This window comes from Streptomyces hygroscopicus subsp. hygroscopicus, from assembly GCF_001553455.1.
In the GTDB taxonomy this organism is placed as follows: Bacteria; Actinomycetota; Actinomycetes; order Streptomycetales; family Streptomycetaceae; genus Streptomyces; species Streptomyces hygroscopicus.
The window spans coordinates 1-20,300 of the sequence record NZ_BBOX01000381.1; the positions used below are offsets into that span (position 1 = coordinate 1).

Below are 20,300 nucleotides of genomic sequence, written 5' to 3' on the forward strand. Positions count from 1 at the left end.
GCGCGGGCCAGGCCATCGGAATCGACTTCGCCCGCCGGGTGGTGCATGTCTCCGCGGTCAACGTCGCCCACGAGGTGATCGGTTCGGCCAGTGAGCCGCACGACCCGGAACTGCCCTGGGACGAGCGGATCGCCCTGGCCGAGCGGCTGGTCGGCACGCTGGCCGACGGCGCCCTGCGGCTGGGCGCGCTGAGCGCCATCGGGGTGGGGGTGGTCGGCCCGGTCGGCGATCCGGACGCGGAATCCGCGCCCGCGCGCCCCTCCCCCGATCTGCCCGCCCTGCTGCGCAAGCGCTTCGAGGCCCCGGTGCTGGTGGACAACAACACCCGGCTCGCCGCGCTCGCCGAGGCGACCTGGGGCGCGGCGGCGGGCGGCCAGGACGTGCTGTACCTGCGGCTGTCGCACGGTGTCGGCGGCGGGCTGGTCGTGGCCGGATCCCTGCACCGCGGGGCGTACGGCCTGTCCGGGGAGTTCGGCCACATCGCGGTCGAGTCGGGCGACGGACGATGTTCCTGCGGCGCCACCGGCTGCCTGGAGACGGTGGCCTCGGTGGGCGCCGTACTCGCCGCCTACCGCCGCGCGGGCGGACACGCGGACGACCTGGCCGCGCTCCTCGGAGCACTGGAGGCCGGCGATCCGCCGGCGCTGCGCACGCTGGAGGCGGCAGGCACCCAGGTCGGCACCGTGCTGGCCGCCGTGTGCAACGCGGTCGGCCCCGGGGTGATCGTGCTCGGCGGCGAGCTCGCCGCCGCCGGCACACCGCTCTTCGAGCCGGTCGAACGGGCGCTGCGCGCACACATCCTGCCGATCTCACGGGACCGCGTGGATCTGAGGCCGGCCGCGCTCGGCGAGGCCGGTGGCGCCCTGGGTGCCATCGCCCTGGTCCTTCACCAATCCCCTTTGCTCAGCCGTTACCCGGCCCGTCCGGGCTGAACCGGCCCGTCCGGGCCGAAGAGGAGTACCCATGAACCCCGCGAGGCGTCCATGACGGTGGTCACCGCGCCCGAGAAGACTCCCGCTCCGCCGGAAGCGCCACGCGGCACCCGCCGCGCCGTCCCTCCCCTCGTGTTCAACCTGATCGCCCTCGTCCTGGGCATCACCATCTGGGCCCTGACCGCCGCCGCGGGGCTCGCGGACATCCCCGGACCGCTCTCCGTGTGTTCCAGAGCGCGGGAACTGCTCGCCGACGGAACCCTCACCGACGACGCGCTGGCCAGCTTGCGGCGGGTGCTCCTGGGATTCGCGCTCGGCACCGCGGTCGCCGTGCCGGTGGGGTTCCTGATGGGCTGGTACCCGGTCGCCCGGGGCCTGCTGGAGCCGTACGTCCAGTTCTTCCGCACGATCCCGCCGCTGGCGCTGATCCCCCTGGTCATCGTCCTGATGGGGATCGGCGAGACGCCCAAGGTCTTCGTCATCTTCCTGGCGGCGTTCATGTCCTGTGTGGTGGCCGCCTTCCAGGGGGTGACCGGTGTGGACCGGACGCTGATCGACGCGGCACGCGTCCTCGGCGCCTCGGACCGGACCGTCTTCCTCAAGGTGGTCATCCCGGCGTCCACACCGTTCATCCTGGTCGGCATGCGCATCGGGCTCGGCGCGGCCTGGGCGACCGTGGTGGCGGCCGAGATGATCGGCGCCCAGAAGGGGCTGGGCTTCGAGATGGTCCACGCCCAGACCTACTACGACGTGCCCACCATCTTCGTGGGTCTGATCAGCATCGGCGTCATCGGCCTGCTCATGGACCGGCTGCTGCTGCTGGCCGAACGCCGTCTCACCGCGTGGCAGGAGCGCCGATGAGCACCAAGATCTCTTTCCGGGACGTGGTCAAGACCTTCCCGATGAAGGACACCACCTTCACCGCCCTCGGCAGCGTCTCGCTGGACATCGGGGACCGGGAGTTCGTCGCCGTCGTCGGCCCGTCCGGCTGCGGCAAGTCCACCCTGCTGAGCATGGTGGCGGGGCTCGCGGAGCCCACCTCCGGCACGGTCACGGTGGACGGCGCGCCCGTCACCGGGCCGGGCCCGGACCGTGGGGTGATCTTCCAGCAGTACGCGCTGTTCCCCTGGCTGACGGTGCGCGGCAATGTCGAGTTCGGGCTGAAGCTGGCACACGTCCCGGCCGAGGAGCGCAGCCGCCGCGCCGACCACGCCATCGAGCTGGTCGGGCTCGCCGACTTCGCCGACGCCCTGCCCAAAACCCTCTCCGGAGGGATGAAGCAGCGCTGCGCGATCGCCCGCGCGTACGCCGTGGACCCCGAAGTGCTGCTGATGGACGAGCCGTTCGGGGCGCTGGACGCGCTGACCCGGGTGCAGTTGCAGGACCAGTTGCTGGACACCTGGACCAAGGAGCGGCGCACCGTCCTGTTCATCACCCATGACGTCGACGAAGCGGTGTACCTGGCCGGGCGGGTGGTCGTGATGGCCGCCCGGCCGGGCCGGATCCACCGGGTCATCGATGTGGACCTGCCCTATCCGCGTACCGAGGAGATACGGCTCTCCCCGGAGTTCGCCCGGATCCGCAACGACGTCTGGACCCAGGTCTACCACCAGTCCCCGGCCGGTTCCGCCGCCTGACCTCCCTCCTTTCCTCCGCAATACCTTTCGAAGGGACTCACCCCGATGAGGATGAGCCGACGTGACTTCATACGCACACTCTCCGCGACCGGTGCGGCGCTCTCGGTAGCCGCGTGTTCGTCCTCCGGCGACGGCGGCGGCTCCACGGTGCGGTTCGGCTACATCGCCGACTACAACGGGGCCAGCCTGCTGGCGATCGCCGATGAGCGGGGCCTGTGGAAGAAACACGGCCTCACCGCCGCCCCCAAGGTGTTCGTCAACGGCCCGGTGCAGATCCAGGCGCTGCGCACCGGCAATCTGGACTACGGCTACATCGGGCCGGGCGCCCTGTGGCTGCCCGCCTCCGGCAAGGCCACCATCGTGGCGGTCAACACCCTCACCTACGCCGACCGGGTCATCGCCAGGCCCGGTATCACCTCCATCCGGGACCTGAGGGGGAAGAAGGTCGGCGTCCCCGAGGGCACGTCCGGTGAGATGGCGCTCAATCTCGCGCTCCAGCAGGCCGGGATGACGATGAAGGACATCTCGAAGGTGGCGATGGACGCGCCCACCGTCGTCTCCGCATTCGCCTCCGGGCAGATCGACGGCGCCGGGATCTGGTACCCCCTCATCGACACCATCAAGGAGAAGGTGCCCGGACTGAAGGAGGTGGCGAGCACCGAGGACATCCCCGGCTCCGCCTTCCCCACCGCGTTCGTCTCCGCCGCCAAGGGGAAGGCGGAGCGGGACCGGAAGGTCGTCACGGTCCTCCAGGAGGCCAACGACTGGCGGGCCGCGCATCCCAAGGAGTCCATCGCGCTGGCCGCGAAGCTGCTCAAGGCCGACGAGGCGAAGGTCGCGGCGGACGCGAAACACGTGAAGACGATGACGACCGCCGAACTCGTGGCCAGGACCGAGGACGGCACCGTCGGGAAGTGGCTGGACGGCATGAGCCGTTTCTTCGTCCGCACCGGACAGCTGGACAAGGCGCCCGACCCGTCCTCGTTCTACGCCGGTGACCTCTACACCAAGGCGGCCGCCCGATGAACCTGCTGTTCCTGATGACCGACCAGCACCGCGTGGACACCCTCGGCTGTTACGGCAATCCGCACGTGGCCACGCCGAACCTGGACCGGCTGGCGGCGACCGGCACCCGTTTCGACCGCTGCTACACGCCCACCGCCATCTGCACCCCGGCCCGCGCCAGTCTGCTCACCGGCCAGGCGCCGTTCCGCCACCGGCTGCTGGCCAACTACGAGCGCAACGTCGGCTATCTGGAGGATCTGCGCGAGGACGCGTTCACCTTCCCCCGCGCCCTGGCCGAACGGGACTACCAGCTCGGCCTGGTCGGCAAGTGGCACGTCGGCACCCACCGCAACGCCGCCTCCCACGGTTTCGACGGACCCGACCTGCCCGGCTGGCACAACCCCGTGGACCACCCGGACTACCTGGCCTACCTGGAGGAACGCGGCCTCCCCCGGTACCGCATCACCGATCCGGTCCGCGGCACCACCCCCAACGGCAATCCGGGGAACCTGCTCGCCGCCCGCCTCCAGCAGCCCGTGGAGGCGACCTTCGAGTACTACCTCGCCACCCGTACGATCGAGCAGCTGGACAGGTACGCCGCCGACGGCCGCCCCTTCTACCTGGCCACCCACTTCTTCGGCCCGCACCTGCCCTATCTGCTGCCCGACGCCTACTACGACCGTTACGACCCCGGCCTGGTGGAGCTGCCGCCGTCGATCGCGGAGACCTTCGAGGGCAAACCACCGGTGCAGCGCAACTACAGCGCGCACTGGACCTTCGACACCATGCCGATCGAGGTCACCCGCAAGCTGATCGCCGTCTACTGGGGGTACGTCACCCTCATCGACGAACAGATCGGCCGCATCCTCACCCGCCTCGACGAACTGGGACTCACCGACGACACGTCCGTGTTCTTCACCGCCGACCACGGCGAGTTCACCGGCGCCCACCGGCTGCACGACAAGGGCCCGGCGATGTACGAGGACATCTACCGCATCCCCGGCATCATCCGCGTCCCCGGCCAGGAACCGCGGGTGCGGCGGGAGTTCGTGTCCCTCACCGACTGCACCGCGACCATCCTGGAGCTGGCCGGCTGCGACCCCTCCCCGGCCACCGACAGCCACAGCCTGCTCCCGCTGGTGCGCGGCGAACACCCCGACTGGCCAAAGGAGCTGCTGGCCGAGTTCCACGGCCACCACTTCCCCTACCCGCAGCGGATGCTGCGCGAGGACCGGTACAAGCTCGTCGTCAACCCCGAGTCGGTCAACGAGCTGTACGACCTCGACGCCGACCCGCACGAGCTGTCCAACCGCTACGAGCACCCGGAGCTGGCCGGTGTCCGCCGCCGGATGATGCGCCGCCTGTACGACCTGCTCCGGGAGCGCGGCGACAACTTCTACCACTGGATGACCCCGATGTACGACATCGGCGCCCTGGACTACGACCCCACTCTCAGCTCCTTCGAGTCCGCCGAGCCGTCGGCGTGAACACCGCGGGTGCGGTCGCGCGGCTGGGCTACGTACGCGTCCACTGCGGCTAGCCCGCCGGAAGCGTCCACCGCGGCTAGCCCGCCGGAAGCGTCCCCGTCCTATGCTGATCAGCGCATGGTCGGTGTGGGACGGGGCCGCCTCGGTGGCCGGACAAGGGGAGAGAAGTGGCCAAGCCCGTACGCGCGGCTCTCGGGGACGTGTGGATCACCTGTGTGGTCTGCCGGGGCGATCTGTTCCGGGACCGCGAGGTGAAGCTCAACAGCACCGGTATGGAGCTGTTCAACTTCGCCTGGGCCAATGAATCGGCCACCGGGTTGATCTGCTGGAACTGCGGCTATGTGCACCTGTTCGCCAACAAGGACATCGAGCTGTACAAGGTGAAGAAGGGCGACGGGTAACCGCGCACGCCCACGGCGGCCCACGATCGGGGGAAAAGATGGCGCGGGAGACCTTTACAACGATGTAAACGGGTGATGGCATACGTCTGCCTGGTTGAATCCCCCGCCCTCCCGGAGTGATCCATGACGCACGCCGACCTCCCCTCGCCCGAAGTGTCGAACGCCGTTCCGCGACCCGAATATCCCCGTCCGAGCTTCGTCCGCGAAGAATGGCTCAATCTCAACGGCACCTGGCAGTTCGCCTTCGACCCCGGCGACAGCGGCCTCGAACGCGGTCTGCTCCACCAGGAGCTGGACGGACGGATCCTGGTCCCGTTCTGCCCCGAGTCCGAGCTGTCGGGGATCGGTGACACCGACTTCCACCCCGCGGTCTGGTACCGGCGCACGGTCCGGATCCCGGCGGACTGGGCCGGCCGGCGGGTGCTGCTGCACTTCGGGGCCGTCGACCACGACGCCACCGTCTGGGCGGACGGCCGCGAAGTGGCCCGGCACAGCGGCGGCTACACCTCCTTCACCGCCGATCTCGGCGAGGTGGCGGGCGGGGCCGAGGTGGTGATCGTCGTACGGGCCCGGGACGCCCGGCACGGCCCCCAGGCGCGTGGCAAGCAGTCCACCGAGTACGCCAACAGCGCCGCCCACTACACCCGCACCACCGGCATCTGGCAGACGGTCTGGCTGGAACCGGTGCCCGAGGTCCATCTGCGCAGGCCCCGGATCACCCCCGACCTCGCGTCCGGCGCCTTCCACCTCGAGCTGCCGCTCAGCGCCAACCGGCCGGGCCACCGGATCGCGGCCCGGGTGACCGACGCGGACGGCGGGACGGTGGCCGAGGCGACGGTGCGCGCCGATCTCGACCTGGCCCCCCGGATGGTGCTCGCGCTGCCCGAGGACCGGCGCCGGCCGTGGTCCCCGGAGGACCCGCACCTGTACCGGGTGCGCATCGAGCTGCTGGACGCGGACGGGTCCACGGTGGACCGCGCCGAGTGCACCGCCGGGCTGCGGTCGGTGGCCATCGACGGCAAGCGGCTGCTGCTCAACGGCCGCCCGGTCTTCCAGCGGCTCGTCCTCGACCAGGGCTGGTACCCCGACGGGCTGATGACCGCCCCCGACGACGAGGCCCTGGTCCGGGACATCGAGCTGTCGCTCGCCGCGGGCTTCAACGGGGCCCGGCTGCACCAGAAGGTGTTCGAGGAGCGGTTCCTGCACCACGCGGACCGGCTCGGCTACCTCGTCTGGGGCGAGTTCGGCGACTGGGGCGCCGGCGCGGGGCCCACCACCCGGGACAACCAGCGGCCGACCGCCGGTTTCATCACCCAGTGGCTGGAGGCCGTGGAGCGGGACTACTCCCATCCGTCGATCGTCGGCTGGTGTCCGCTCAATGAGACGCACCAGGAGCTGCACGACCGGCAGACCGTCCTGGACGACGTCACCCGGGGCATGTTCCTGGCCGCCAAGGCCGCCGACACCTCCCGTCCGGTCCTGGACGCCTCCGGCTACTCGCACCGCGTGGCCGAGACCGATGTGTACGACTCGCACAGCTACGAACAGGACCCGGAGGCGTTCCGCCGCCAGATGGCGGGGCTGGACAAGGACGAGCCGTTCGTCAACCCCGACCGCCGGGCCAACCCCGAGAAGGAGGACACCGCGGCGGCGTGGTCGCTGCCGTACCGGGGACAGCCGTACTTCTGCAGCGAGTTCGGCGGCATCTGGTGGAACCCGGAGGAGGCGGAGGCCGCGGCCGGGGACGACCGCGAGGTGTCCTGGGGCTACGGCGAACGGCCGCGGACCGAGGAGGAGTTCCACGAGCGGTTCGCCGGGCTGACCGCGGCGCTGCTGGATGACCCCCTGATGTTCGGCTACTGCTACACCCAGCTGACCGATGTCTTCCAGGAGCAGAACGGCGTCTACCGCTTCGACCGGAGCCGCAAGCTGGACGTGGACCGGCTGCGCGCGGCCCAGCAGCGCCCCGCCGCCTTCGAGCGCGAGACCGGCGAGGAGGGGCGATGAGCGGTCTGTCACGGCGCGGTCTGCTGAGAGGGGCCGTGTACGGCGCGGGCGCCGCCGTCACCGCCTCCGCGCTCAGCGGCTGCGGTTCCCTCGCCGGAAGCGTGGCCAGCGCGGATGACATCCAGTACTGGACCCTGTTCACCGGTCCGGACGGCGCGCTGATGAAGACGATCACGCGGGGCGTCGAGAAGCGGGTGCCGGGTCTGAAGGTCAAAACGACGGTGCTGGACTGGGGCCCGCCGTACTACACCAAGCTGGCGATGGCCTCGGCCGGCGGCCGCGCACCGGACGTGGCCATCATGCACCTCACCCGGCTCGCGGGCTACGCGCCCGGCGGTCTGCTCGACCCCTGGGACACCGACCTGCTGGCCGAGTTCGGCCTGAAGCAGGAGGACCTCAACCCGACACTGGTCAAGCGGAGCCGGTACCAGGGGGCCCCGTACGCCATCCCGCTGGACACCCACCCCTTCGTCGTCTTCTTCGACCGGGACGTCCTGCAGAAGGCGGATCTGCTCACGACCGAGGGGCAGCTCATACCCTTCGAATCACCGCGGCACGCCCTGGAGCTGATGGACAGACTCCGCCGGTCCGGCGGCAAGCTGGGACCCGTCTTCGGCCACACCAACGACGCGGCGATGAGCTGGCGGATGTTCTGGACGCTGTTCAGCCAGACCGGCGCCACCTTCGACCTCACCGGCGAGCGGGCCGAGATCGACGAGGACACCGCCGTGGAGGTGGTGCGTTTCATGGCCGAGCTGGCACGCGACAGCCGCACCATGGACGTCCAGACCGCGATCGCCGCCTTCGCCAACGGCAAATCACCGATGATCTTCTCGGGTGAGTGGGACATGGCCACCTACAAGTCAGCCCTGAAGGGCAGGCTGGGCGGCTCGCCCTTCCCCACCTTCTACGACCACCCGGCCGGCGCGTCCGACAGCCATGCGCTGGTGCTGCCGCACCAGGACAACCCGGACCCGGAGCGCCGGCGGCGCACCCACCAGTTCGTGGCCGAGCTGGTCCGGTCCGGGCTGACGTGGGCGACGGCGGGTCACATCCCCGCCTACACACCGGCCGTCTCGTCCGCGGCGTACGCCAAGCTGAGCCCGCAGTCGGAGTACGCGGGCGCCGCCAAGCAGCTCGCGCTCGACCCGCCGGTGTGGTTCGCCGGCTCCGGCTCGGACTTCCAGACCCGGATGTGCCAGGCGCTCGACCCGGTGTTCGGCGGCTCGTCCCCCGCGAGCGCGGTGCGCACCATGGTCTCCCAGATCAACACCCTGATGGCCCAGCCGAATCCGGCCTGACGGCGACGGAATCGCAATGGAAAGGAGCGATCTCATGGCTTCCGTCTCCACGCCCGCGCGGCAGGCCGCGGCCGGATCCCGACGGCCCGCCGCCACGGACCGGCCCCGGTCCGCGGGCCGCACCGGGTGGCTCTTCGCCACCCCCTTCCTGGTGTTCTTCACGCTCTTCCTCGTCGTGCCGCTCGGCATCGGCCTGTGGATGAGCTTCACCGACTCCAGCCTGACCGGGCACGGTGACAGCACCTTCGTCGGTCTGGACAACTACACCGAGGCGTTCGGCGACAGCCAGGTGTGGGAGACCCTCGGCAACACGGTCTGGTTCACCGTCCTGTCCACCGTCCCGCTGGTGATCATCTCCCTGGTGATGGCCTTGCTGGTCTACACGGGGATGCCGGGGCAGTGGCTGTGGCGGCTGTCCTTCTTCGCCTCGCATCTGCTGCCGGTCGCGGTGGTCTTCCAGATCTGGAACATGCTGTACCAGCCGGACCGGGGCATGCTCAACGCCGTGCTGAAGGCCGTCGGGATCGACGGCATCGGCTGGCTGACGGACGAGAAGTACGCCATGTGGTCCATCGCGCTGGTGACCCTGTGGTGGACGGTGGGGTTCAACTTCCTGCTCTACCTGGCCGCGCTCCAGGCGATCCCCGACCACCTCTACGAGGCGGCGGCGCTCGACGGCGCCGGTGCGTGGCGCCGGCTGTGGTCGATCACCCTGCCCCAGCTGCGCCGCACCACCGCGCTGATCGCGGTGTTGCAGGTGATGGCGTCGCTGAAGGTGTTCGACCAGATCTACCTGCTGACCAAGGGCGGCCCCAACGGATCCACCCGGCCGATCCTGGAGTACATCTACGACACCGGCTTCACCAACTACCGGCTCGGCTACGCCTCTGCGGTGTCGTACGTGTTCTTCGGGGTGATCATCATCCTCTCGCTCGCCCAGTTGAAGATCTTCTCGCGCAGGGAGGACTGATCGCGCCATGACCACCCAGACTCTCTCCCCCCGTACGCCCGGAAAACCCCGCTCGACCATGCCCCGGGAGGTGGTCCGGCGGCGCCGCTACGGCGGCCACGCCTGGCACCCCACGCTCGGCACCGGACTCCTGCCCCGCGTGCTGACGCTGCTGGCGCTGGCGCTGATGGCGGTGGTCTGGCTGGTGCCGTTCGGCTGGGGGGTGGACACGTCCTTCAAGTCGGAGGTCGACGCGAGCGCGTCGGGCGCCGACTGGATCCCCAAGGCGGGCTTCACCCTCGACGCCTACCGGACCATCTTCGGCCAGGGCAACCTTCCGGTGTGGGCACTGAACAGCATCGTGATCGCCGTGTGCGTCACGGCGCTCACCGTGGCCGTCTCGGCCATGGCGGCGTACGCCTTCTCCCGGACGCTCTTCCGTGGCCGCCGTGTGCTCTTCGCCCTCATCGTCGCCTCGATCATGGTGCCGCCGCAGATCCTGATCGTGCCGCTGTTCCGGCAGATGCTCGCCATGAACCTCGTCGACACCTACGCGGCGGTGATCCTGCCGCAGGTGGTGGCGCCCGCGATGGTGTTCATCCTGAAGAAGTTCTTCGACGGCATTCCGCGTGAGCTGGAGGAGGCCGCCCGGATCGACGGGGCGGGCAGCTTCCGGGTGTTCTGGAGCGTGGTGATGCCGCTGTCCCGGCCCATCCTGGCGGCGGTGGCGATCTTCGTCTTCATCAACACGTGGAACAACTTCCTGTGGCCGTTCATCAGCACCAGCGATCCGCAGCTGATGACGCTGCCGGTGGGTCTTTCGACGGTGAAGGACTCCACCGGGCTCCAGAACGCCCAGCAGTCGGCCGCCTCCATCCTCGGCTCCCTCCCGCTGCTGATCATCTTCATGCTGTTCCAGCGCCAGATCGTGAAGTCGGTGGCCACCACGGGTCTGGGAGGTCAATGAGCGGTCCGGGCGACACCGCCCTCGGTGGACTCACGGGTGTGCAGCGTGTGCCCGACGACGACCTCCTGGGCCGGGCGGTCCGGTGACTCGATCCGCTCCAGCAGCAGATCGACGGCGCGCCGGGCGATGGCACCCTTGTCCGGTGCCACGCTGCTCAGGCTCGGCGTGCTGTACCGGGCGGCCTCGATGTCGTCGAACCCCATCACGGCCATGTCGTCCGGCACCCGCAGCCCGCGCTCGTACAGGGTCCGCAGCGCGCCGAGGGCCAGCGCGTCGTTGAAGCAGAACACGGCGTCCGGCGGATCGGCCCGGTCCAGCAGCACCTCCATCGCCCGCGCGCCCTCGCGCAGGTGGTAGCGGGGGGTCTCCCGCTCCAGCCGGGGGTCCAGCGGCAGTCCGGCCTCCTCCAGCGCCTGCCGGTAGCCGGTCCTGCGCAGCAGCGGGGTGCCGATGTACGGCTCGGGCTGCAGGCCGATGGCGGCGATCCGGCGGCGGCCGACGCGCACCAGATGGGTCACCGCCTCCTTCGCGGCGGCGACGTTGTCGATCACCACATGGTCGGCGAGGCCGCCGCTGGGGCGTTCGCCGATGAGCACCAGCGGCACCGTGCCGAGGTGGCCCGCGAGCGCGCTGCCGTGCAGGGCGAGCGGGCTCACCACCATGCCGTCCACGACCTGGTCGCCGAGGCCGTGGATGACGGCCGCCTCCCGCTCGCGGTCCCCCAGGGTCTGCTCGATCAGCAGGGTGCGGCCGTGTTCCTCGGCCGTGGTGAGGAAGTGCCGTCCCAGTTCGGCGAAGTACGGGACGTCCAGCTCGGGCAGGACCAGCCCGATCATGCCGGTGCTGCCGCGGCGGAGGTTGCGGGCCACCCGGTTGGGCCGGTAGCCGAGTTCCCGGATGGCCTGCTGGACCCGCTCCCGGGTCGCCGGGGACACGTGCACGAAGCCGTTGATCACGTTCGACACGGTCTTCGGGGAGACTCCGGCGAGTGACGCCACGTCCTTGACGGTCGCGCTCCTGGCCGCACCGTCCGGGCGCTTTCGCCCCGGTGCCGCTCGGTCCCTGGTGGTCTGCTGTTTCACGGCGGTCACCAACCGATCCTAGAGCGTGACGGTGGCGGGCGGCACCGCCGGGCCCGCACCCGCTCAGCCGGCGGCCGGGCGCGGGGGCGGAAGCGGCGGGGGCAGCGCCTGTTCGGTCCAGATGCACTTGCCCGTCGCCGTGAAACGGGTGCCCCATCGGTCGGACAGCGCCGCGACCAGTTGCAGCCCGCGTCCGCCCTCGTCGGTCTCGGCGGCGCGGCGCATCCGCGGAGTGGTGAGACTGCCGTCCGAGACCTCGCAGATCAGTGTCCGGCCGTACACCAGGCGCAGCCGCATGGGCCCCTTGGCGTGCCGGACGACGTTGCCGACCAGTTCGCTGGCCAGCAGCTCGGTCGTCATCGACAGCTCGTCGAGCCGCCACGCGGCCAGCTGTTCGGTGACCCGGTGGCGCGCCTCGGCCGCGGCGATCGGCCCGTCCGGGAGCGCCCAGGACACCACCTTGTCCGAGCCCAGCGACCGTACCCCGGCGATCAGCAGCGCGGCGTCGTCCTGGGTCCGGGTCTGCTCCGGCACCAGTGCGCTGATGACGGCGTCGCACAGCCGGCCGGGATCGTGCGGCGTGGCGGGGGCGGCGCACCCGGTTTCGGGGACGGCGCACCCGCCCCCGGACGGACCGGCCGGGGGCGCGGCGGCCCGGGTGAGGGCCTGGGCGAGGCGGGCCATGCCGTCGTCGATGTCGACGGCGGAGGACTCCACGAGACCATCGGTGTACAGCACCAGATGGCTGCCCTCGGGCACCCGCACCTCATGCATCTCGAAGGGCGGGCTGGCGGCGCCGAGCGGTGGATCGGCGTCGACAGCGGGGAAGCGGGTCGTGCCGTCGGGGTGGACGATGGCGAGCGGCGGATGCCCGGCGCTGGCGAAGACGCAGACGCTGGTGGCGGGGTCGTAGACGGTGTAGAGGCAGGTGGCGTAGAGGTCGTCGCCGAGGTCGCCCACCAGATCGTTGAGGTGGGTGAGCAGCTCGTCGGGCGGCAGTTCGAGATCGGCCAGGGTGTGGACGGCCGTGCGCAGCCGGCCCATCGTCGCGGCCTCGGCCAGTCCATGGCCCATGACATCGCCGATGACCAGGGCCACCCGCTCCCCGGAGAGCGGGATCAGGTCGTACCAGTCGCCGCCGACCTGCATGCCCTCGGCGGCGGGCAGATAGCGCGCGGCGGCGGTGACGGCCGACACGGCGGGCAGCGTACGGGGCAGCAGGCCGCGCTGGAGTTCCTGTGCCCGGGTGTGCTCGGCGTCGTACAGCCGGGCCCGCTCCAGCGCGTGGGCCACCAGCCCGCTCAGGGCGATGAGCAGGGAGCGGTCCTCCTGGGAGAAGTGGCGCGGCCGGCCGAAGGCCACCACGCAGTAGCCGATCTGCTGGTCGGAGGCGATCAGGGGCAGGAACGCCCACGCCTTCATCCCGCTGCGGTGGAGGTAGCCGACGGCGTCCGGGTGCCGCTCGGCGTACTCCTGCGGAGAGGACAGGAAGATCGGGGTGCGGGAGCTGAGCACCTGGGTGACGGCGGACATCTCCGACGGCGGCATGCTCCGGACGGTCTCCAGGAACTCCTCCGGATACCCGGCCGAGCCGACCGTGCCCGGCCGCCCGTTCTCGATCAGCCGGCAGATCAGGCCGGTCGCGCCGAACGGCGGGAGCATCCGGTCGGCGACCGCCTTCACCACGTCCTGAACGGTCAGCGCCTCGGCGAGCGCCGAGGTGAGCTCGCTCATGCGGATGACCCGCTCCGCCGCGGTGCGCCGGGCCGCGGCCCGCTCGGCCTCCTGGGTCCGGCGTTCGGTGATGTCCGTGACGTGCATGACCAGTCCGTCGGGGACCGGATCGAGGCGCACGTGGTACCAGCCCTCCCGCCCCGGCCACCGGGTGTCGCAGCCGGCCGGTTCGCCGGTGGCCACGGCCCGCCCGTGGCAGTCGGGCACACCGGTCTCACGGATCACCGGGTGGTCCCACAGCACGGTCCCCAGCACCTCCTCCCCGGCGGACCCGAGGAGCCTCAGACCCGCGGCATTGGCGAAGGTGAGCCGTGCCCGCCGGTCGAGGGTGAGGAGGCCGTCGTTCATCCGCCACAGGACGCTGTCGACGGCGTGCCCGCCGGACGGCTCGGCAGCCCGCCCGGTGTCCGCGGCCGCCGGGCGGGCGGGCCGCAGGTGCTCGGCGACCCGGCCGGCGGCCGTGCGCAGCACATCGCGCTGTGCGTCGTCAAGGTCACCCTGCGCGTCCACCAGGACGGCCAGCGTGCCGACCGGCTGCCCGTCGGCCGTGATCACGGGCGCCGACACCACACCGCTGCCGCGCGGAAGCGCCCCGGGGCGGGGGCGGATCCCGGTCCCGGCGGCCAGGCGGACTCCGCCCGGACGCAGATACACCCGGAGCGTGCCGCCCAGGGCGCCGAGTTCGGCCACCGCCTGCTCGAGGGCGAGCCTCAGCGGCCCGGCACCGCTCGCCTCACCCCGGGAGCCCGGTGCCGTACGGATCGTGGGCCACCGACGTCGCATATAGCCCGAATATAGCGGTTCACCCGGGCAGAGTCCCGGGCCGTGCGCAGGACCGCCGGCCACCGGCCCGGGGACGGCTCACACGTGGCGGCATACCCGCCGAGGACGCTCGCACCCCGGCGAGGCATACGCGCCGGAGAACGCTCGCACCGGGTGACGTGTCCGCGCCGGGGAACGCTCGCACCCGGCGACGTGTCCCCGCCGGAGAACGCTCGCACCCGGCGACGGGTCCGCGCCCGGGCCGTCGGCGCGGCCGCCGTCCTCGGGCAGGAGGGCGTCCCCCTCGTCATCCCCTGGGACCGGGCGGCCCTCTTCTTCGTCGCGAGCGCCGCGATCGGGGTCCTCGCCTCGCGCTGGCCGGGGCGCCGGGCCGCACGCGTCCCGATGCTGACGGCCATCACCGCGGACACCGGATGACCGCCCTCCGCGGGGCAGCCGCCCGGCCTGCCCCGCGGACCGGCGTGTCGCGCCCGGGAACCACCGGAACCCGACAGAGACGGGTCAAGGTGTTTTTCCGGGAGGGATGTCCCAGCGACGAGTGAGGAGCGGCCGTGCCCGCTGTCGACCAGTACCCGTGGCCGCGGGCCGCGGCCACGGTGAGGGAGTGGCTGGCGGGCCCCGCCACGTCCGGGGATCTGGCCGCGGCCCGCGCCCAGATGGGCTTCTCGCTCGCCTGGCACATCGTCGTGGCCTGTCTGGGCGTGGGGCTCCCGCTGCTCACCCTGATCGCCGAATGGCGGGGGGTGCGCACCGGTGACCCCTCGTACCGGCTGCTCGCCCGGCGCTGGGCGCGGGCCATGGGGGTGCTGTTCGCCGTGGGCGCGGTCTCCGGCACGATCCTCAGCTTCGAGCTGGGGCTGCTGTGGCCGGGGCTGATGGGCCGTTACGGCCAGGTCATCGGGTTGCCGTTCGCCATGGAGGGCATCGCCTTCTTCATCGAGGCGATCTTCCTCGGCATCTACCTCTACGCCTGGGACCGGCTGCCGCCGCGCGTCCATCTGCTCACCGGGATCCCCATCGTCGTCGCCGGTGTCGCCTCGGCGTTCTTCGTGGTGTGCGCCAACGCGTGGATGAACCAGCCGCGTGGCTTCACCGTCCGCCACGGCCGGGTCGTCGACGTCGATCCGCTCGCCGCGATGTTCAACCCCGCCAGCGGGCCGCAGACCGTCCACATGATCCTCGCCGCGCTGATGGTGGCGTCCTTCCTGACCGCGAGCGTGTACGCGGTCTCGCTGCTGCGTGGCCGCGACGACCGCTACCACCGCGCGGGGTTCCTCATCCCGTTCGTCCTGGGCGCCGTCGTCGCCCCCTTCCAGCTCGTGGTGGGCGACTGGGCGGCCCGCTTCGTGGCCCACTACCAGCCGGTGAAACTCGCCGCCATGGAGGGCGTCTACACCACCTCCAGCCATGTTCCGCTCACCCTGGGCGGCATCGCGGGCGACCACGGGCTCAAGGGCGGTCTGGAGATCCCCAGCGGGTTGTCGCTGCTCGTCGGCTACAGCCCCAGCACGGTCATCGAGGGTCTGGACCGGGTGCCCCCCGCGCTGCGGCCCCCGGTCACCGGCACCCATCTGGCGTTCGACCTGATGGTGCTCGGCGGGCTGTTCCTGCTCGCGCTCGGGGTCTGGCTGCTGCTGGCCTGGTGGCGCACCCGGCGCCGGGGGGAGGGCGATCCGCTGGCCCGCCGGGGCATGCGCCTCTTCCTGGGGCTGGCCTCCCTCAGCGGCCTGGCGGCGGTCACCTCGCTGGAGTGCGGCTGGGTGGTCACCGAGGAGGGCCGCCAGCCGTGGGTGGTGCAGGGGATCTTCAGCGTCCGGGACGCGGTGAACCCCGCGCCCGGCCTGATGACCGGGCTGTGGCTGCTGCTGGTGGTGTACGCCGCGATGACGGTGGCCACCGTCTATGTGCTGCGCCGGCTCGCGGGCGAGCGCCCGGTCCCGGTGGCGCCGCAGGAAGCCGATGTGACCGGTTATCCGGTCGTGTGAACCGCTGGAGGTCCTGATGCTCGCGGACACCGTCCTGGCGGTGATGTGGCTGGGTCTGATGTGCTACGCCCTCTTCGCGGGTGCCGACTTCGGGGCCGGGCTGTGGGATCTGGTGGCCGGTGGCAGCCGGCGCGGCCGGCCGCAGCGCGCGCTGATCGAGCACACCATCGGGCCGGTCTGGGAGGCCAACCATGTGTGGCTGATCTTCGTGGTGGTGATGTTGTGGAGCGGGTTCCCCGAGGTGTTCGCCGCCGTGATGTCCACCCTCTATCTGCCGCTCACCCTGGCGGCGCTCGGCATCATCGCACGCGGCGCCGCGTTCGCGTTCCGCAAGGCCAGCACCCGGCTGTGGCAGCAGCGGCTGTTCGGGGCCTGCTTCGCCGCGTCCTCGGTGGTCACGCCCTTCTTCCTGGGCACCGTCGCGGGTGGTGTGGCCTCCGGCCGCGTACCGCCCGGCCTCGCCGCGGGCAGTACGGTCACCAGCTGGCTCAATCCGACGTCCTTCCTCGGCGGTGTGCTGGCCGTGGTGACCTGCGCCCATCTGGCCGCCGTCTATCTGTGCGCGGACGCGGCCCGGGCCGGCGGTCCCGGCCTGGTGCGGGCGTTCCGGTCGCGTGCTCTGGTCAGCGGGCTGGCGGCGGGTGCCGTGGCGCTCGCGGGCATCGCCGTCCTGCACGCCGACGCGCCACGGCTGTTCCACGGGCTCACCCACCGCGCCCTGCCGCTGGTGGTGCTGTCGGCCCTCACCGGCGTGGCCGGGCTGGTCCTGCTCCGGCGGTCGCTGTGGGGGTGGGCCCGGGCCGCCGCCGCCCTCGCCGTGGCCCTCATCATCTGGGCCTGGGGCGCGGCGCAGTACCCGCTGATACTGGCCCCTGACCTCACCGTGGCACGGGCCGCCGCGCCGCCGTCGGTGCTGGCCGCGGTGCTGATCGTGTTCCTGGCCGGGGCGCTGCTGCTGGTCCCGTCCCTGGGGTGGCTCTACGCGCTCTTCCAGCGCCCGGAGACCGGTGCGGCGACGGGCTTCGAGGACGGGCGCTGAGCCATCAGGCGGCTCTACCTTCTTGGTCGGGTTGATCGAGCCATTCGTAGGGTTGGGTCGCCCAGGGTGCTGGGTGTGGCTATCAGGCGGCGTCGATCAGCGCCAGGTCCAGGGGGACGAGCGTGGTCGACATCATCAGGGCGCGGATCAGGTGGTCGTTGAGCGCGTTGCCGACCGGCTCGCCGACCTCCTCGCGGGTCAGCCAGGGCACTCCGTCCCGGGAGAGCATCATGCGGACCCGGTTGACCAGGTGCTCGACGCGCTTTTCCCGCCAGCCCTCCTGCGGGCGCAACTCCGCGAGCTGGGCGGCCGTCTGCTTCCAGGTGAGCGGCTGCGGCCGTGGTTCGTGGAGCAGGTAGCGCTGGCCGAGGACGACGAGCGCGAGCTTCTCCTCGTCGGTGAGCACCCATACCCGGGGCGGATGGGTGACGTCCCCGGGCAGCGCCGCGGGGCGCTCGGCCTCGGGGCCGCTGACGAAGACCTCCAGCAGGTGCTCCCGGCCGCGCGAGCCGCGGACGAACAGCGGGGTGTAGCCGGGCTCGAGGGGCAGCGGCTCCTCGCCGGTGAAGAGCAGCCGGGTCGGGAGGCGCAGCGGCAGCCGGCCGTCGCCGGCCACCCACCACTGGCCGTGGCGGTGGATCAGCCTGCCCTGGCAGCGGCTGACCTGTGGGTCGTCCTCCCCCACGCAGACGTGCACCTCGGGGCGGTTGCGCCCGAAGAGCAGTTCGCGGCCGTCGCCGGGGCCCAGGGTCATGCCGCCGGTCAGCGCGAGGGCGAAGACGGTGCCCGGGACCGGCGCGTGCACCCCGCGGGCCAGGCTGCCGTGCGCGGCGGGCAGGAGGCGGCCGTGCGCGGCGGGACGGGCGGTCGCGGGGCGGTTGGTCCGGGGCCGGTGGCCGGTGCGGCGGTCGCCGCCGGGGGGTGTGCTCATGCTTTCGGCAACCTCTTCGCGGCCGTGGCGGTGAGCGCCTCGGCGGAGTGGCAGAGCTTTTCGGTGGACTTCGGCCCGTGGACGTTCACCGACATCAGCTCGACGGTGTCGTCGCCGAGGGAGTTGCGGTAGGACCGGTGCAACATCTGGACCAGGCACGAGTGGTCGCCCCACTCGTTCGGCGCCACGGAACTCCGCTTCCCGGCGATGACCGCCGGCCGGGCGTCGTCCGTGGTGAACTCATTGCTCCGGGTGAACTCCAGCTGCACTCCGGCCTCGCCCGAGCCGTCGGCCCACTCGCACCGCCAGTCTCCGAAGCCCTGGTCCCGGTCCCTCACCTCGACACCGGCGATCCGCCCGAGCTCGGCGTCCCCGAACAGCCGACACGCGTGTTCCCGGGCCAGCGAGCCCGCGGCCGGCCGCGACGAGCGCCGGGGGACCTGGCCGCGGTCCATGACGCTGACGGCGTAGTCGGTGGCCGCGTCGCCCAGTTGGCACGGGTCGGGAGCCGGGGTGTCGAGCCGCTCGGTGATGATCCAGACCTGCTTGCGGTCGGCGGAGGCGATGTTCCGCACGCATGTGTCGCCCTTGCGCCGGAACGCGTCGACGGTGACGTTGCCGACCCTTCTGGTGGACGTCCCACTGCCCGGTTCCGGCGGGTCGGCGTCGAAGTTGAGCTGGACGTCGGCGATGTCGTCGCCGCTCTCGCCGTGCAGCAGCACATCGCACCGGTCGATCTCGCCGTAGTCCGGGTCGAGTACGGCCTCGCCGAACCGGCTGAGCGAGACGGCGTTGAGCAAGGTGCAGGGGTCGGCCGTCCGCGCGTCGCCCACAGTGCCGGCCGGTCCGGTCCGCGGGGGCGCCGGGTCGGCCGTCGTGTGCCCGCCGTCCTTCCCGGACCGGCCGCTGTCTCTTAAGTCCCCGCCGCCCCAGGGGCCGAAGACGGCGATCCCGGCCGCCAGGGCCGCCGCGGCGGCCAGCGCGGCCGTGGTGATCAGCCGCCGGCGGCCCGGGCGGTGCCGCGTGCCCCGGGCCGAGGGCCGCGAGCGCAGCCGCAGGGTGAAAGGGGTCCGGGCCACGGTGGCTCCCTCCCCGGAGCCCTCGGCGTCCGGGGAGGGCGGGGTGACCCGCCGCAGCAGCCGCAGGGCCTGATCGGCTGCCGGGCGCCGGCTGGGCTCCACGGTCAGCAGCGCGGTGAGCGCCTCCAGCAGCGGACCGGCCCGGTGCGGGGGCTCGATACAGCCCTCGGCGGCCCGCGCCACATAGGCCATCGGATGGGCGGCCTCACCGTACGGGGACCGCCCCTCGACCGCCGCGTACAGGGTCGCCCCGAGCGCGAAGACGTCGGACTTCCGGTCGGCCTGGTCTCCCCTGGCCACCTCGGGCGGCAGATACGGCGGCTTGCCGCGCACCCCGCCGGTCCTGGTCATGGTGGCCTGGCTCCACAGCGCCCGGGAGATGCCGAAGTCGGTCAGCTTGGCGACCCCGTCCTCGTTGACCAGGACGTTCTCCGGGGTGACATCGCCGTGCACCACGCCCTTGGCGTGCGAGGTGGCCAGCGCGGCGGCGATCTGGCAGCCGATGGCGCCCGCCTCCCGCGGGGAGAGCCCGCCTCGGCCGCGCACCAGGTCCGCGAGGCTGCCCCCGGACACGTACTCCATGACGATCCAGCAGACCTCGCCCTCGTCGACGAAGTCGAACACCGAGACGATGTGCGGATGGTGCAGCCGCGCGGCGTTGCGCGCCTCGTTGGTCAGGCGCAGCACCGCGCGCTCGTCGTCCGGACGGGCGCACTTCACCGCGACCTGCCGGTCCAGCAGTTCGTCGTGGGCCCGCCAGACGATGCCCATACCGCCGCTGCCGATGGGCTCCTGGAGGAGATATCGGTCGGCGACCCGGTCACCGGCCTCCGCCATCACCCGCACCCCCGTTACCCCACTTCGTCACGCGTGTCCCGTTCCCGGCGTCGCCACGGAGCGTACTTCCCCGCGGCGACGGCAGGTAGCGCTTCCGGCGGATAGCCCCGGAAAGAGGGAAGGCTCCGGCGCACGGCGGTCGCC

The 20,300-nt window shown here is 71.8% G+C and carries 17 protein-coding genes; 13 read left to right on the plus strand and 4 right to left on the minus strand.

Going from position 1 to position 20,300, the window contains the following annotated elements:
* The 10 genes from AXW62_RS32525 to AXW62_RS32570 form a co-directional block, all read left to right on the plus strand.
* The coding region (locus AXW62_RS32525) for an ROK family protein (RefSeq protein ID WP_060947641.1) at positions 1-932 on the plus strand (932 nt) is incomplete at its 5' end.
* A 51-nt stretch (positions 933-983) separates the two neighbouring features.
* Positions 984-1,793 carry an ABC transporter permease gene (locus AXW62_RS32530; protein WP_030824579.1) on the plus strand — a complete coding sequence of 270 codons (810 nt, stop codon included), beginning with the start codon at positions 984-986 and terminating at the stop codon, positions 1,791-1,793.
* Positions 1,790-2,569 (plus strand): ABC transporter ATP-binding protein, encoded by a 780-nt coding sequence (locus tag AXW62_RS32535; RefSeq protein WP_060947642.1) that lies wholly within the window; start codon positions 1,790-1,792, stop codon positions 2,567-2,569. The genes AXW62_RS32530 and AXW62_RS32535 overlap by 4 nt, the downstream gene beginning before the upstream one ends.
* 45 nt (positions 2,570-2,614) lie before the next feature.
* The gene (locus AXW62_RS32540; RefSeq protein WP_060947643.1) at positions 2,615-3,595 is read left to right on the plus strand and encodes an aliphatic sulfonate ABC transporter substrate-binding protein; all 981 of its coding nucleotides are present in this window, start codon (positions 2,615-2,617) and stop codon (positions 3,593-3,595) included.
* Complete coding sequence (locus tag AXW62_RS32545; RefSeq protein ID WP_060947644.1) at positions 3,592-5,061, plus strand: sulfatase family protein; 1,470 nt, start codon at positions 3,592-3,594, stop codon at positions 5,059-5,061. Before AXW62_RS32540 ends, AXW62_RS32545 begins: the two co-directional genes overlap by 4 nt.
* A gap of 167 nt (positions 5,062-5,228) precedes the next feature.
* Positions 5,229-5,462 (plus strand): hypothetical protein, encoded by a 234-nt coding sequence (locus AXW62_RS32550; protein WP_060947645.1) that lies wholly within the window; start codon positions 5,229-5,231, stop codon positions 5,460-5,462.
* A gap of 123 nt (positions 5,463-5,585) precedes the next feature.
* Positions 5,586-7,469, plus strand: a complete 1,884-nt coding sequence (locus AXW62_RS32555) for a glycoside hydrolase family 2 protein (protein WP_060947646.1) — start codon at positions 5,586-5,588, stop codon at positions 7,467-7,469.
* Positions 7,466-8,770 (plus strand): extracellular solute-binding protein, encoded by a 1,305-nt coding sequence (locus tag AXW62_RS32560; RefSeq protein WP_060947647.1) that lies wholly within the window; start codon positions 7,466-7,468, stop codon positions 8,768-8,770. Before AXW62_RS32555 ends, AXW62_RS32560 begins: the two co-directional genes overlap by 4 nt.
* A 34-nt stretch (positions 8,771-8,804) precedes the next feature.
* Complete coding sequence (locus tag AXW62_RS32565) at positions 8,805-9,740, plus strand: carbohydrate ABC transporter permease (protein WP_060947648.1); 936 nt, start codon at positions 8,805-8,807, stop codon at positions 9,738-9,740.
* A 7-nt stretch (positions 9,741-9,747) separates the two neighbouring features.
* Positions 9,748-10,686: a carbohydrate ABC transporter permease gene (locus AXW62_RS32570; RefSeq protein ID WP_060947649.1), complete on the plus strand. Its 939-nt coding sequence runs from the start codon at positions 9,748-9,750 to the stop codon at positions 10,684-10,686.
* Here AXW62_RS32570 and AXW62_RS32575 read toward each other — a convergent pair.
* Together AXW62_RS32575 and AXW62_RS32580 are read right to left on the minus strand one after the other, a co-directional pair.
* Positions 10,680-11,777 carry a LacI family DNA-binding transcriptional regulator gene (locus tag AXW62_RS32575; RefSeq protein WP_078961763.1) on the minus strand — a complete coding sequence of 366 codons (1,098 nt, stop codon included), beginning with the start codon at positions 11,775-11,777 and terminating at the stop codon, positions 10,680-10,682. The genes AXW62_RS32570 and AXW62_RS32575 overlap by 7 nt on opposite strands.
* 54 nt (positions 11,778-11,831) lie before the next feature.
* Positions 11,832-14,285 (minus strand): ATP-binding SpoIIE family protein phosphatase, encoded by a 2,454-nt coding sequence (locus AXW62_RS32580; protein WP_060947650.1) that lies wholly within the window; start codon positions 14,283-14,285, stop codon positions 11,832-11,834.
* Positions 14,286-14,477: 192 nt separating this feature from the next.
* On the opposite strand from AXW62_RS32580, the gene AXW62_RS32585 reads away from it, so the two are divergent.
* The 3 genes from AXW62_RS32585 (at position 14,478) to AXW62_RS32595 (ending at position 17,309) form a co-directional block, all read left to right on the plus strand.
* Positions 14,478-14,702: a hypothetical protein gene (locus tag AXW62_RS32585; protein ID WP_060947651.1), complete on the plus strand. Its 225-nt coding sequence runs from the start codon at positions 14,478-14,480 to the stop codon at positions 14,700-14,702.
* 134 nt (positions 14,703-14,836) lie between these two features.
* Positions 14,837-16,270 carry a cytochrome ubiquinol oxidase subunit I gene (locus AXW62_RS32590; RefSeq protein ID WP_370682951.1) on the plus strand — a complete coding sequence of 478 codons (1,434 nt, stop codon included), beginning with the start codon at positions 14,837-14,839 and terminating at the stop codon, positions 16,268-16,270.
* Between the two features lie 16 nt (positions 16,271-16,286).
* The gene (locus AXW62_RS32595) at positions 16,287-17,309 is read left to right on the plus strand and encodes a cytochrome d ubiquinol oxidase subunit II (RefSeq protein WP_060947652.1); all 1,023 of its coding nucleotides are present in this window, start codon (positions 16,287-16,289) and stop codon (positions 17,307-17,309) included.
* Positions 17,310-17,391: 82 nt separating this feature from the next.
* Here AXW62_RS32595 and AXW62_RS32600 read toward each other — a convergent pair whose 3' ends face one another.
* Together AXW62_RS32600 and AXW62_RS32605 are read right to left on the minus strand one after the other, a co-directional pair.
* On the minus strand, positions 17,392-18,240 hold the full coding sequence (locus AXW62_RS32600) for an FHA domain-containing protein (RefSeq protein WP_214516883.1): 849 nt from the start codon (positions 18,238-18,240) through the stop codon (positions 17,392-17,394).
* Positions 18,237-20,156, minus strand: coding sequence for a serine/threonine-protein kinase (locus tag AXW62_RS32605; RefSeq protein ID WP_060947655.1), 1,920 nt, complete (start codon positions 20,154-20,156; stop codon positions 18,237-18,239). Before AXW62_RS32605 ends, AXW62_RS32600 begins: the two co-directional genes overlap by 4 nt.
* Positions 20,157-20,300: the final 144 nt, after the last annotated feature.